This is a genomic window from Acinetobacter towneri DSM 14962 = CIP 107472, assembly GCF_000368785.1.
Taxonomy (GTDB): Bacteria; Pseudomonadota; Gammaproteobacteria; order Pseudomonadales; family Moraxellaceae; genus Acinetobacter; species Acinetobacter towneri.
In genome coordinates this window covers 96,260-108,936 of record NZ_KB849695.1, presented here as the reverse complement: position 1 = coordinate 108,936, position 12,677 = coordinate 96,260, and the positions used below count along the sequence as shown (strand labels likewise).

Below are 12,677 nucleotides of genomic sequence, written 5' to 3'. Positions count from 1 at the left end.
CAATGTATTCAAAATCGACTCAGCGCTTAGGTAGCATCATCAAATCACAACAAGGCATCGCCTTGATTACGATTTTGATGTTGGTTGCCTTAGCTACGATTTTGGCAGCGACCATTGCCAAGCGGCAAATGTACACCAGTGAAAATACCGCCTATTTGATGCGTCAAAATCAGGCATTGTTATATGCCAAAAGTGCTGAAGTATTTTTTGCAGAATTACTGCAAGATGATGCTGAAAATGCTGGTCAAGTTGATCATTTACAAGAGAACTGGGCAAAACCGATGCCGCCATTTCCAGTCGAAGATGGTTATGTATCGGGCGTATTGCAAGATGAGTCGGGGAAATTTAATTTAAATAGTTTGCTGACAACCGAAGATCAAGTGAACGAAAAAGCAAAAAAATATTTTGAAAAGCTGTTGCAGCGTGTTGGGCTACCTGCGCAATTAAGTGAAGCTGTGATTGATTGGCAAGATGCAGATGATGAACCGAGTGGTGCTATGGGTGCAGAGTCGAGTTATTACCAAGGTTTGCCAATTCCTTATTTACCGCCCAATAGCTTGTTTCATAGTGCGGAAGAATTAAAACAAGTCCGTGGTTTTGAAGGTGCGAAGTATCAGCAAATTGCACCTTATGTGAGTGCCTTGCCAAAACGAGATACCACTATCAATATTAATACAGCACCTGCTTTAGTTTTGGCGAGCTTTGATGAAAAATTGGATGTGGTTGCTGTGCAAAATCTACTTGATCGTCGTAATGCCAATTTAGAGCACTTTAGCAATGTAAATGCTTTGTGGGAGTTAGATGGCTTTCAAGCTGTCGATAGCGCGATACGCAATGAATTTACAGGTTTATTGGGTGTACAATCCCATTATTTTAAAGCCAAAATTGAAGTGGTATTGGGCGAGCGCAAACGTCAATTTAGCAGTGATTTGGTGCGTAGTGAAAAATCTGTCAATGTTAGTGGGCGAAGTCTGACGCCATTTTAAGTATCATCATTAACCTTGTGCTGCTATTTAGATGTAAATGCATTGCATGTCTGTGCTGAAACTGATCATTACGATTTTTGTCTGGCAATCTGTGGGCTAAAATTGGCTTATTGTTCACGTTTTGCATTATACTTAAAAAGAATATCCCCCAAATATTTTGATGACGTTAAGACCCATGTTAATTCGAAAGTTATTTAAGTTTGAAAATGCGCATATTGTGCGTAATTGCACTTCAGACCGCTGTAAGCGCTCGATTCATGGTCATAGCTATAAAGTAGAATTGTTACTGAAAGCTTCAAAACTCGATCATGGACAAATGGTGTATGACTTTGGTTTGCTTAAAGGTGTAATCAAAGAATTATTTGATGCTTTTGATCATGCCATTTGTTTTTGGGAGCAGGACGATCCTGCATATATTCAAGCCTGCAAAACGTTCAGCGCACGTTGGGTTTCTTTACCAGTATCGCCATCGGCAGAGCAGTTTTCACGTATTTTCTTTTATTTGGCACAGCAAGTTTTGGCATCGACCATCACGCAAAATGGGGAAGGTGATGTAGAGGTCTATTCTGTGATTGTACATGAAACTGATACAGGCTATGCACAAAGCTTTTTGGAAGATATTGAAAATGCGCAGATGGGATTGCTAAATCTGGATCAAATTCATTTCTCTGAGCAAGTACAGACAGAATGGTCAGACCCACAAATGTATGAAAAATTAAAACAGGGGATGACATTCCAAAACCCGAATGTCGAGTTACAAGTTAAACTTTAAATCACATCATTAGACATCAACAAGGATTGATAGCGGTATGTCTTTTACTGAGCAGCAATATGCGAGCTTAAATAAAGTTCAGTTAGATGAGAGTTGGAAATACAATCTAGCTGAATTTTTATTGAGTCCACAAATGGATGCGCTACGCGATTTTTTGTTGCAGGAAAAACAACAGAATAAGGTGATTTATCCACCAAGTTCACTGATATTTAATGCTCTAAATACCACGCCTTTAAATCAGGTGAAAGTCGTGATTATTGGGCAAGACCCTTATCATGGACCTAATCAGGCACATGGACTTAGTTTTTCTGTACAAAGAGGGGTTGCATTGCCACCATCTTTGCGTAATATTTTCCATGAGTTACATACAGATTTAGGTGTGCCTATTCCAAGACACGGTGATTTAACGCATTGGGCAGAGCAAGGGGTATTGCTGCTCAACAGCGTGTTAACGGTAGAAGCAGGACAACCAACCTCGCACCAAAAGCAGGGTTGGGAAGATTTTACAGATCATGTGATTGATGTGTTAAATCAACAACGTGAGCATATTGTGTTTATTTTGTGGGGCGCGTATGCACAACGTAAAGGACAACGTATAGATCCAAATAAACATCTGATTTTGAAGGCAGCGCATCCATCCCCATTGGCAGCAAACCGCGGTGGTTTTTTTGGATGTAAAGTATTTTCAAAATCAAATAATTATCTTAAACAAAATGGCATTGAGCCTATAGACTGGCAGCTGGACGCATGACACATTCTCCCATTTCTAAAGAATATCATCCGGATTTAATTGTCGAAGAAGCAAATAACGGTTGGCGCATTGTACGTTTGAATCGCCCAAAATCTTTGCATGCTTTAGATGAATCTATTGTTTCTGCATTATTGGCAGTATTTGAAGACTTTCATACCGATGATAGCGTAAAAGCAATTTGGCTAGATTCGACCACACCAAAAGCATTTTGTGCAGGCGGTGATGTGCGTAAATTACGTCAGCTTGTCATTAATGATGAGGTTGCAACTGCCAATAAATTCTTTGAGCAAGAATATGCGTTGGACTTGTTGCTACATAACTATGCCAAGCCTGTTTTAGTGTGGGGTGAAGGTTATGTCATGGGTGGTGGCTTAGGTCTATTTATGGCTGCACCATTCCGTTTGGTGACACCGTATTCACGTTTAGCTATGCCAGAAATTAACATTGGTTTATACCCAGATGTAGGGGCAACTCGTTTCTTGGCTGACCGTGGTGCGATTGGCTTGTTCACAGGTTTAACGGGTTCAATTATGACTGCTGCAGGTGCGTATGGTATTGGTTGGGCAACCCATATTTGTGATGCACAACGCGCTTCTGTATTAGAAAAAGTCATTAATATTGACTGGAATCATTACCCTGCAGGTGACTTCCGTGCCATTGATGATACCTTGAACAGCATGCACCGTCCTGTAGGGCCTGGGCCGCTACAGAATTCTTTGGATGTGATTCAAAGCGTGTGCCGTGGTGTGAGTTTTGAAAGTGATTATGAATCCATCATTGGTCTAAGCGATGCACGTAGCGATTGGTTACGTCAAGCCAGTGAAAACTTGCAAAAAGGTTCACCAACCACAGCAGCTTTAACGTGGTTACTATGGCAATGGGGTAAGAAGGTTCACGCTTGGAATGAAGTGTTTGAACTGGAAACGCAAATTTCAGACTGGAAAATTCGCCACGCAGATTTTGTCGAAGGTGTGCGCGCACGTTTGGTCGATAAAGACCTTGCACCAGCTTGGCAGCAAAATGGGCCAGTGCAGCTCAAAACCATTTTTGCAGACAATCCACCTGTGACGAGCATTGAAAGCTGGAATGAGTTATTGAAACAATACGAGATTATTTAATTCGTATTGATTTTTACTCATATTTAAATGTCAGAACAGAACTATAGTGATGAAGACTGGATGCAGCTTGCCTATGCGCAGGCTGCTTTGGCTGCAGCACAGGGGGAAATTCCTGTGGGGGCTGTCATCGTTAGTCAAAATCAAGTGATTGGCGCGGGTTATAACGCGCCTATTTCCTTACACGACGCAACCGCACATGCCGAAATTGTGGCAATCCGTGCAGCATGTGATCATATTCAAAATTATCGTTTACCTGAAGATGCCACGCTTTATGTCACACTGGAGCCTTGTACCATGTGTGTGGGTGCGCTCATTCATGCGCGAATCAAACGTGTGGTATTTGGAGCAACTGAACCCAAAGCCGGCTCATTGATCAGTGCTAGAAAGCTTTTAGAGTCAGGCTATTACAATCATATTTTTGAGTATCAATCAGGTTGTTTAGAGCAGCAATGTTCAGCCCAGTTGAGTGATTTTTTTAAGATGCGCCGTGCGCAAAAGAAACAACAAAAGCAGCAATAGTTGATAAATGACCTCCATGATCAAAACCAGTTCAGAGTTTTAGGCTTGATTTGCGTTAAACTAAATCAAACACAACATAGCATTCATCATCAGGGCAAACCATGCACGCTATTCAAATTAAAAAAGAATTTAATGCGCCAGTTGCGCAAGTATTTGAATTACTTTCTAAACATGCAACTTATAATATTGCATTTGCACCAATGCAAGTGGTGCGCATTAAAGACTCTGCTGACCCTGAACGTCCAGATGGTGTAGGTTCGGTGCGTCGTATGGGGATTGGGCCAATTAAACCTTTGCAAGAGCAAATTACCGTGCTTGAACCGAATCAGCGGATTGAATATAAAATCATTAAAAATCCATTGATCAAACATCATTTGGGTACCATTGAATTTCAGCAAGTGGCGGATCACAAAACCTTGGTCACGTATCGCATTGAGCTACAAGCGCGTGTTCCATTTGTGAGTAAAGCTATTCTTGCGCAATTGAAAACTGCAATTAAAATTGGTTTATCCAAACTCGCAAAATCTCTTTAATCATTTCGGAAACAGCATGACGGTTCAAATTATAACCATTGATGGCCCTAGCGGTTCAGGTAAAGGCACACTCGCGGCAAAATTGGCAGCACATTATCAGTTTCATTTGCTCGACTCTGGTGCGTTGTATCGTTTGTTGGGTTTGGCGTTACATAAGCAGAATTTGCTAGATCAACTTGATACTGAACTGAGTCAATGCGTTGCCATTGCAACACAGCTCAATATTCAATTTGTGACCCAGCCAGATGGCACACAAGTGTTGCTTGATGGTGAAGATGTCACGCAAACCATACGTACCGAACGTGTGGGGGAATATGCCTCAAAAGTTGCGGCAGTACCTGAATTGCGCACAGCATTACTTGCACGTCAGCATGCCTTTGCCCAAGCACCGGGCTTGGTTGCAGATGGACGCGATATGGCGACCAGTATTTTCCCAAATGCGCAGGCTAAAATTTATTTAACTGCTTCGGCAGAGTCACGTGCACAAAGACGTGTAAAACAGTTGCAGGGTATGGGGCTGGATGCTAAAATAAGCGACATTTTACCGAATATACAGGCTCGCGACAAACGAGACATGGAGCGCACAGTTGCTCCGCTCAAGCCTGCAGAAGATGCTTACATCATTGATAGTTCTGAGTTGAACATTGATGAAGTATTTGCATTAATGACAGCTTATGTCGATCAGAAGCTTGCTATTTGCCGCGCTTAACCGCGTGAAATAAAGCTATTCAGCGAACGCATAGCTTGATCAGTTCTATACGGACTATGTAGACGCTTAACTAAACCGGCCTTGTCTGATCCAAGACCGCTGACTTTATCAGGTATATCATGACCGAATCTTTTGCAGCCCTCTTTGAAGAAAGCGAATTAAACCTCAACGTTGAAAAGGGTGCTGTCATCCAAGGCGTTGTAGTAAGCATCGACTCTGACTGGGTAACAGTTGATACTGGCCTTAAATCAGAAGGCGTTGTTGACCGCGCTGAATTCTTAAACGAACAACGCGAACTTGAAGTTCAAGTTGGTGACACCGTTGATGTTGTTGTTGAAGCACTTGACAACGGTATGGGCCAAACTGTTTTATCACGTGAAAAAGCGAAACGTGCTGAAACTTGGACTAAACTTGAAAAAATCTTTGAAGACGGCGAAATCGTTACTGGTGTTATCTCTGGTAAAGTTAAAGGCGGTTTCACTGTAGACATCGGTCCAGTTCGTGCGTTCTTACCAGGTTCTTTGGTAGACACTCGTCCTATCCGTGACACAACTCACCTTGAAGGTAAAGAGTTAGAGTTCAAAGTTATCAAACTTGATGCTAAACGTAACAACGTTGTTGTATCTCGTCGTGCAGTTATGGAAGCTGAATCTTCAGCTGACCGTGAAGCGCTTCTTGCTCAGCTTGAAGAAGGTCAAACTGTTACTGGTACGATTAAGAACCTTACTGACTACGGTGCATTCGTTGACCTTGGCGGTATTGACGGTCTTCTTCACATCACTGACATGGCTTGGAAACGTATCAAGCATCCATCAGAAGTGGTTGAAGTGGGTCAAGAAGTTACTGTTAAAGTACTTAAATTTGACAAAGAGCGTAACCGCGTATCTCTAGGTCTTAAGCAATTAGGCGAAGATCCATGGTTAGCGATCATGAGCCGTTATCCTAAAGGTTCTATCGTTAAAGCTCGCGTAACAAACTTAACTGACTACGGCTGTTTCGCAGAAATCGCTGAAGGCGTTGAAGGTTTAGTACACGTTTCAGAAATGGACCACACTAACAAAAACATCCACCCATCTAAAGTTGTTCAGATTGGTGACGAAGTTGACGTTATGGTTCTTGAAGTGGACGAAGAGCGTCGTCGTATTTCTCTTGGTATCAAACAAACTCGTGCTAACCCATGGGAAGAGTTTGCTAAGAACCACGACAAAGGTGAAAAAGTTTCAGGTACAATCAAGTCAATCACTGACTTCGGTATCTTCATCGGTTTACCAGGCGGTATCGATGGCCTAGTTCACTTGTCTGACATTTCTTGGAACGAGCAAGGCGAAGAAGCTATTCGTCGTTACAAGAAAGGTGACACTGTTGAAGCGGTTATCCTTTCTGTAGACGCTGAAGGCAACCGTATCAGCCTTGGTATCAAGCAATTGAACAGCGATCCATTCAACGATTTCTTAGCTGCTAACGAACGTGGTGCTTTGGTTAAAGGTACTGTAACTGCTGTTGATGCTCGTGGCGCAACTGTTAAGTTAGCTGACGAAGTTGAAGCAACACTTAAAGCATCTGAAATCAACCGTGATCGCGTTGAAGATGCAACTAAGTTCTTGGAAGTTGGTCAAGAAGTTGAAGCGAAAATCATCAACGTAGACCGTAAATCTCGCTCTATCAACTTGTCTATCAAAGCGAAAGACGAAGCTGAAGAGAAAGAAGCAGTTGCTAACTTGAAAACTGCAACTAGCGGTCAAGACAATGGTCCTAAGACAATTGGTGACTTGATCAAAGCTCAAATGGGCAACTAAGTTGCGGGTAAACTGTATGGTTAATGTAAATTAGCACATACTTTTTACACAAATACTGTAAACGGTAGCGTAGTATTCAATTATTACGCTACCGTTTTGTATTTAAACAGGTTATTATCAGTTTAGGTAAAAGTAGCTTGATAATTAAAGAGGTCGCAGATGACTACTGAAGCACTTAATAAGTCTGACTTGATAGAACGAATTGCTTTGAAAAATCCACATTTGGCTGAGCCATTGGTGGAAGAAGCTGTGAAGATCATGATTGATCAAATGATTGCATCACTATCGGCAGATAACCGAATTGAAATTCGTGGATTCGGTAGTTTTGCATTGCATCACCGTGAACCACGTGTAGGTCGTAACCCAAAAACAGGTAAGTCTGTAGAAGTTGCGGCTAAAGCTGTACCGCACTTTAAACCGGGTAAAGCACTACGTGATGCAGTAAACGAGTCTGTAAATAAATAAAATTCCTAGGGGTGTTTATGCGTTACGTTCTAGTCGCTATTTTAGTTATTCTATTTGGATATTCTCTGGCATTGGTTTTGCAAAACGGCACTGAACTTTCAGTTGACCTGTTATTTACTCAAGTGCCTGCAATGCGTTTGGGTCTATTGCTACTGATTACATTGGCACTTGGTTTGGTGCTAGGGTTATTGTTGGGCGTGCAGGTTTTCCGTGTGTTCCAAAATAGTTGGGAAATTAAGCGACTACGTAAAGATATTGAATACCTACGCAAAGAGCAAATTCATGCAGCTCAACTGGCTGCTGCTGAAGCTGCTGCGCATACTCGTCATGAAAAAACGGTATTAGATGTGCATACTGAAGATCGTTCTTCTAATGCACTTTAATTTGCTCTGTTGAGCGAATTGATCATCAACACCTCAAGGTTATCTTGGGGTGTTTTTTTATGTGTGCCTTTGACGAATGGCTGATTATCGCTGCGATGGGGGATAAGCTGTCTTTTTGACTATCTGCTTGGCACGAATCACTTTATAATAGCGACTCTTTGTCAAATCCATAGGTAATTCTCTTGAGTATCATTGTTGCCCTCGATGCTAAAAGCCAATATGACGCCTTAACCATTGCAGAACAATTAGACCCTGCATTATGTCGAGTAAAAGTTGGTAAAGAGTTATTTACCCATGAAGGTCCTGCAGTCGTGAAAGCCTTGCATGACAAAGGTTTTGAGGTTTTTCTAGATTTGAAATTTCACGATATTCCAAATACAACGGCTCAGGCTGTATGTGCTGCAGCAGATTTAGGCGTATGGATGGTCAACGTGCATGCCTCAGGTGGTCGTAAAATGATGGAAACCTGTGTGGAGCGTTTAAAAGCAGGGGATTATCAGACTCAACTGATTGCAGTGACTGTACTAACCTCTATGGGGCGTGAAGATTTAAAAGATTTAGGTTTAGATATTGAGCCTTTTGAGCAAGTTCAGCGTTTAGCTAAACTCACTCAAGAAAGTGGTTTAGATGGTGTGGTGTGTTCTGCGCAAGAAGCCAAAATGTTGCGTGAAATCTTAGGGCAGGATTTTGCCTTAGTAACTCCAGGGATTCGTCCTGAAGGCTCAAATGCCGATGATCAAAAACGTATTGTGACTCCCAAACAAGCTATGCTGGATGGTTCTACGCATTTGGTGATTGGTCGTCCAATTACAAAATCTGGAAATCCACGTCAGACTTTGAAAGATATTTTAGCGACGCTTTAATTTTACTATCGCTGACTCTCTAAAAGGGAGATAAGCCCTCTCTCTAACTCTCGCCTAAATAGAGCGCAAACCCTCTCTCCAACTCTCTCCCAGAGGGAGAGAGGACAATTGTTGATTCTTTTTAAATAGCAGCCAATACACTTACAGCAATGGGTGCAAGGATTGACAATACAAATCCACTGACCATGGCATGTGGAATAAAATCGTTGCCACAGGCTTGTTTTACCATGGGCAAAGTGACGTCCATGGCAGTTGCGCCTGCGGCAGAAATTGCAGCACGTGGATAACGCCATCCCAAAATATACATCAGCAATATCGCAAAAATCTCTCTGAATAAATCATTCATTAACGCAATACTACCCAATTCGGCATTGCGAAGTTCCGACACCACAATCCCGCTCATGGAATAAAATCCATAACCTTGTGAGAGCATAAGCAAATCTTGTAGAGCGATGGGGAGCCAAAGTGCGCAAAGTAGTACCCCTGCAACTGAACCGAAAATACAGCCTACGGGCACCATTAAAATTTTCCAATTCAGCCAAGAACGATCTAAAGGCGAATAAGCGAGATCGAGTCCAATCATCCACATAAACAGCAACAGTAAATACCAAGTGTTGATCTGAACTTGGAAATCCATAGCACTAAAAAGTAGATGCAGCACGTAGCCTGCCAATAGTGCAAAAAAGGCATAACTGATGTTGATGCAGGATTGAATCAACAACTGTAATGAAACTTTGCCTTGCGTTGCTTGCAGCCCCAAACCTTTGTAAAGCAAATAACAACACAGAAAAGCACCAATTGATGTAGCAAATGCAATCTGTAAAGCTGTAGATAGAATATGCGATGGCTGCTGTAGTGAACCGAGCGTTTGTGAAAATTCCATCGCAATTGCAATTAGCAGGATATAGCTAAAATATGGAAGCAGTTGAAACGCAATTTTTTCGATTATTCGAGGGAGGCGTTTTGCCAGTACAAAGCCTAGACATAAACAGCAGAGTAATTGGAAAATCAGCCAAAGAGATTGCATGAGATCAACAGGTGGGAGATAGATAAAAACCTGTTGATTATGCCAGTTTGCTTTTAAAAGCGGAAATTTATGCCGCTTTACTGATTAATCTGAAATCACTCGGATGCAGCGACTTGGTTTTTAGCCAATATTTCCAAGTATAGGTTGGCCAAAGTGCAAAGTTTTTTCCACCATCTTGTTGATACCAACTTACACAGCCAGATTGCCAAACCGTGTTATTTAGCATGTCTTGCACATCGTGGTTAAATTGATCTTGTACTTGATCTTTTACTACAATTGCATTGCTCTGTGATTGTGCCACCAAATCCATCATTTGCAGAATGTAATCGACTTGCGATTCGATCATAAAAATAACCGAGTTATGCGCCAAAACTGTATTTGGCCCAAGCAACTGAAACAGGTTCGGAAAACCTTTGTGGCTAATGCCGTAATAGCTTTCTGCGCCATCTTTCCATGCCTGTTTTAATTCAACGCCATGTTCACCAATGCAGCTAAATGGCTGTAGATAGATACGCGGATCGGTAATAAAGCCTGTGCCATAAATCAGACAATCAATTTTTCGCATTTTACCATCTTTGGTGATGATGCTGTCTGCAGTCAATTCCTGTATTGCATCAGTCACTAATTCGACGTTGTCACGGTTAAAAGTTGGGAAGTATTTATTGGACACTAAAATACGTTTACATCCCATAATGTAGTCAGGCGTGAGTTTTTGTGCCAATTGTTTGTCTTTGACCTGAAAACGAATAAACGCTTCTGCCAGTTTTTGAGTATATTTCATCACGCTAGGTTGCATGATTGGAATTGCACGTGATTCATTCGACCAATACAAACGCGCACGATGCAACTTTCTAAACCAGTCTGCTTGTTTAAACAGTTTTTTCTCAACACTCAGATATTTGCGTTCATCTCGTGGAATGACCCATGCAGCCGTACGTTGCATTACATACAACTGTTTAACTTGAGGTGCAATTTCAGGAATGTATTGAATCGCGCTGCCGCCTGTGCCAATAGATGCCACAACTTTGCTATTTAAGTTGTATTGATGATCCCATTGAGACGAGTGAAAAACCTTGCCCTGAAACTTTTCAATGCCTTTAATGTGCGGGATTTGTGGCACATGCAGTGGGCCAGAAGCAAAGACTAAATATTGGCAACTCAATTGTCTGCCATCTTTTAACGCAACATGCCATACACAGTCTTTTTCATGGTATTCGGTATGCACCACTTCGCTGTTAAATTGGCAATATTCGCGCAGATTAAACTGTTGCACCACATCTTGAATATACTGAAAAATTTCTGGTGCTTCGGCATAGCGTTTTGACCAGTCAGTTTTGGGTGCAAATGACAATGAATACAGATGCGACTGCACATCACAAGCCGCGCCAGGGTATTGATTTTCACGCCAAGTACCACCCACTTCATTAGACTTTTCTAAAATCACAAAGTTATGAATGTTGCGTTGTAGCAAACGAATCGCCATGGCTAATCCACCAAAGCCTGCGCCAATAATTGCGACTTGATAATGAGCTGCTGCATCCTGCATGAAGACATCCTTATATTTATTTTGTTTGACTTGAGTTTGTTTGAGTCAGGATAGAATAAGCCAGCATGTGGTAACATGATCGTGCTGACATAAAAATTGATATTTTCGGCAATTTCTATCTGTGGATGAATCGGGTAAAAAGGATATTCCGTTTCGCACTGTTCATTTTATGAAAAGATCCATACTTGGCTTAATGTATTTAATACAAGGCATGCGTAAAGCAGGCGTTGATGTCGATGCAAAATTGCAAAGTATCGGCTTGCGTGCAGATGCGCTGGATACCAGTTCAATTATTCATCCGAGTTTGGAATGGGATATTCTCAAAGTCATTGGTGAAGATGTAGAGCCTGAAATGGGGCTGTTTATTGGACAGCATTATGCTTTGGCAGGTTATGGTCCTTTACTGATGTTATTGGTGACCAGTCCAGATATTGCCACTGCATTAGAAAAAGGGATTCAATATCAGGGATTGACGCATTTAAGCGGGAAACTGAGTTTGCAACATAGCACGCGACATATTGCCTTGTGTTATCAACCCTATGATTTACATAGTAGTTTAGGTGTATTGCGTGCGCAGTGTGAAATTTCAGGCACGTTCAAATTTATTCAAGACCTATATAAAATGATGGGGATGAGTGCGCCACGTATTCGCATAGAATTGCCATTTGCACAGCCGCAGCAAAGTGAAGTTTTGCAAACTTTTTATGATTATTACGGTCAAGATATTGTTTTTACTCAACCCCAAGCAGCGTTTTGGTTTGATGATGCAGTTCTCACAGCACGTATTCCATCTGCCGATGCAGTCACTTTTAGTAGTTATGAAGCCAAATGCGTGATTGAGTTTGAGCGACTTAAACTCGAAGATGATGCGCCTTCGGTGGTACAGCGCGTAAAAGATTATTTGGAATTACAACAAGGCAGTATGCCGAGCATGGCAGAAACAGCACATGCTTTGCAAATTCCTGAACGGACATTGCGCCATCAACTGCAACAATTGAACACTAGTTACAAACAAATTCGTGAAGATCTTATCAAAGATAAAGCATTGCGATTAATTGAATATCAGGAATATTCAATTGAAATGATTGCAGAGTTACTTGGTTATTCAGAGCCTGCGGCATTTAACCATGCCTTTAAACGGTGGTTTGGACAAAGTCCACGCCAATATACAAAATAGCCTAAGTATTTTGCAAACTATGCCAAAGTGCT

The 12,677-nt window shown here is 41.7% G+C and carries 14 protein-coding genes; 12 read left to right on the top strand and 2 right to left on the bottom strand.

Features of this window, described 5'->3' with window-relative positions; translation table 11 throughout:
- The first annotated feature begins 2 nt into the window (after nt 1-2).
- The 11 genes from gspK to pyrF all read left to right on the top strand — a co-directional run bounded on the left by gspK (nt 3) and on the right by pyrF (nt 8,895).
- On the top strand, nt 3-986 hold the full coding sequence (gene gspK / locus F947_RS13240) for a type II secretion system minor pseudopilin GspK (RefSeq protein WP_004976789.1): 984 nt from the start codon (nt 3-5) through the stop codon (nt 984-986).
- A 175-nt stretch (nt 987-1,161) separates the two neighbouring features.
- Nucleotides 1,162-1,758, top strand: coding sequence for a 6-pyruvoyl trahydropterin synthase family protein (locus F947_RS13235; RefSeq protein WP_004976787.1), 597 nt, complete (start codon nt 1,162-1,164; stop codon nt 1,756-1,758).
- A 37-nt stretch (nt 1,759-1,795) separates the two neighbouring features.
- On the top strand, nt 1,796-2,509 hold the full coding sequence (gene ung, locus F947_RS13230; protein WP_004976786.1) for a uracil-DNA glycosylase: 714 nt from the start codon (nt 1,796-1,798) through the stop codon (nt 2,507-2,509).
- Complete coding sequence (locus F947_RS13225; protein ID WP_004976784.1) at nt 2,506-3,627, top strand: enoyl-CoA hydratase/isomerase family protein; 1,122 nt, start codon at nt 2,506-2,508, stop codon at nt 3,625-3,627. Before ung ends, F947_RS13225 begins: the two co-directional genes overlap by 4 nt.
- A gap of 27 nt (nt 3,628-3,654) precedes the next feature.
- Nucleotides 3,655-4,146, top strand: a complete 492-nt coding sequence (gene tadA / locus F947_RS13220; RefSeq protein WP_004976782.1) for a tRNA adenosine(34) deaminase TadA — start codon at nt 3,655-3,657, stop codon at nt 4,144-4,146.
- A gap of 101 nt (nt 4,147-4,247) precedes the next feature.
- Nucleotides 4,248-4,679 carry an SRPBCC family protein gene (locus F947_RS13215; RefSeq protein ID WP_004976780.1) on the top strand — a complete coding sequence of 144 codons (432 nt, stop codon included), beginning with the start codon at nt 4,248-4,250 and terminating at the stop codon, nt 4,677-4,679.
- Nucleotides 4,680-4,695: 16 nt separating this feature from the next.
- On the top strand, nt 4,696-5,388 hold the full coding sequence (gene cmk / locus F947_RS13210; protein WP_004976777.1) for a (d)CMP kinase: 693 nt from the start codon (nt 4,696-4,698) through the stop codon (nt 5,386-5,388).
- 119 nt (nt 5,389-5,507) lie between these two features.
- Complete coding sequence (gene rpsA, locus F947_RS13205) at nt 5,508-7,184, top strand: 30S ribosomal protein S1 (RefSeq protein ID WP_004976774.1); 1,677 nt, start codon at nt 5,508-5,510, stop codon at nt 7,182-7,184.
- A gap of 159 nt (nt 7,185-7,343) precedes the next feature.
- Nucleotides 7,344-7,649, top strand: coding sequence for an integration host factor subunit beta (locus F947_RS13200; RefSeq protein WP_004976773.1), 306 nt, complete (start codon nt 7,344-7,346; stop codon nt 7,647-7,649).
- Nucleotides 7,650-7,666: 17 nt separating this feature from the next.
- Nucleotides 7,667-8,032 (top strand): lipopolysaccharide assembly protein LapA domain-containing protein, encoded by a 366-nt coding sequence (locus F947_RS13195; protein WP_004976771.1) that lies wholly within the window; start codon nt 7,667-7,669, stop codon nt 8,030-8,032.
- A 182-nt stretch (nt 8,033-8,214) separates the two neighbouring features.
- Nucleotides 8,215-8,895 (top strand): orotidine-5'-phosphate decarboxylase, encoded by a 681-nt coding sequence (pyrF, locus tag F947_RS13190; protein WP_004976769.1) that lies wholly within the window; start codon nt 8,215-8,217, stop codon nt 8,893-8,895.
- Between the two features lie 121 nt (nt 8,896-9,016).
- Here pyrF and F947_RS13185 read toward each other — a convergent pair whose 3' ends face one another.
- Together F947_RS13185 and F947_RS13180 are read right to left on the bottom strand one after the other, a co-directional pair.
- Nucleotides 9,017-9,922 (bottom strand): LysO family transporter, encoded by a 906-nt coding sequence (locus F947_RS13185; protein WP_004976767.1) that lies wholly within the window; start codon nt 9,920-9,922, stop codon nt 9,017-9,019.
- A 67-nt stretch (nt 9,923-9,989) separates the two neighbouring features.
- Nucleotides 9,990-11,468 carry a flavin-containing monooxygenase gene (locus F947_RS13180; protein WP_004976765.1) on the bottom strand — a complete coding sequence of 493 codons (1,479 nt, stop codon included), beginning with the start codon at nt 11,466-11,468 and terminating at the stop codon, nt 9,990-9,992.
- A gap of 169 nt (nt 11,469-11,637) precedes the next feature.
- Between F947_RS13180 and F947_RS13175 the strand changes: the two genes are divergently transcribed.
- Nucleotides 11,638-12,645, top strand: coding sequence for a helix-turn-helix transcriptional regulator (locus F947_RS13175; RefSeq protein WP_026438359.1), 1,008 nt, complete (start codon nt 11,638-11,640; stop codon nt 12,643-12,645).
- The last annotated feature ends 32 nt before the right edge of the window (nt 12,646-12,677 follow it).

Bases quoted from the DNA above. Each gene is read 5' to 3' on its own strand.
- gspK (WP_004976789.1), top strand. From the start codon at position 3: ATGTATTCAAAATCGACTCAGCGCTTAGGTAGCATCATCAAATCACAA.
- F947_RS13235 (WP_004976787.1), top strand. From the start codon at position 1,162: ATGTTAATTCGAAAGTTATTTAAGTTTGAAAATGCGCATATTGTGCGT.
- ung (WP_004976786.1), top strand. From the start codon at position 1,796: ATGTCTTTTACTGAGCAGCAATATGCGAGCTTAAATAAAGTTCAGTTA.
- F947_RS13225 (WP_004976784.1), top strand. From the start codon at position 2,506: ATGACACATTCTCCCATTTCTAAAGAATATCATCCGGATTTAATTGTC.
- tadA (WP_004976782.1), top strand. From the start codon at position 3,655: ATGTCAGAACAGAACTATAGTGATGAAGACTGGATGCAGCTTGCCTAT.
- F947_RS13215 (WP_004976780.1), top strand. From the start codon at position 4,248: ATGCACGCTATTCAAATTAAAAAAGAATTTAATGCGCCAGTTGCGCAA.
- cmk (WP_004976777.1), top strand. From the start codon at position 4,696: ATGACGGTTCAAATTATAACCATTGATGGCCCTAGCGGTTCAGGTAAA.
- rpsA (WP_004976774.1), top strand. From the start codon at position 5,508: ATGACCGAATCTTTTGCAGCCCTCTTTGAAGAAAGCGAATTAAACCTC.
- F947_RS13200 (WP_004976773.1), top strand. From the start codon at position 7,344: ATGACTACTGAAGCACTTAATAAGTCTGACTTGATAGAACGAATTGCT.
- F947_RS13195 (WP_004976771.1), top strand. From the start codon at position 7,667: ATGCGTTACGTTCTAGTCGCTATTTTAGTTATTCTATTTGGATATTCT.
- F947_RS13185 (WP_004976767.1), bottom strand. From the start codon at position 9,922: ATGCAATCTCTTTGGCTGATTTTCCAATTACTCTGCTGTTTATGTCTA.
- F947_RS13180 (WP_004976765.1), bottom strand. From the start codon at position 11,468: ATGCAGGATGCAGCAGCTCATTATCAAGTCGCAATTATTGGCGCAGGC.
- F947_RS13175 (WP_026438359.1), top strand. From the start codon at position 11,638: ATGAAAAGATCCATACTTGGCTTAATGTATTTAATACAAGGCATGCGT.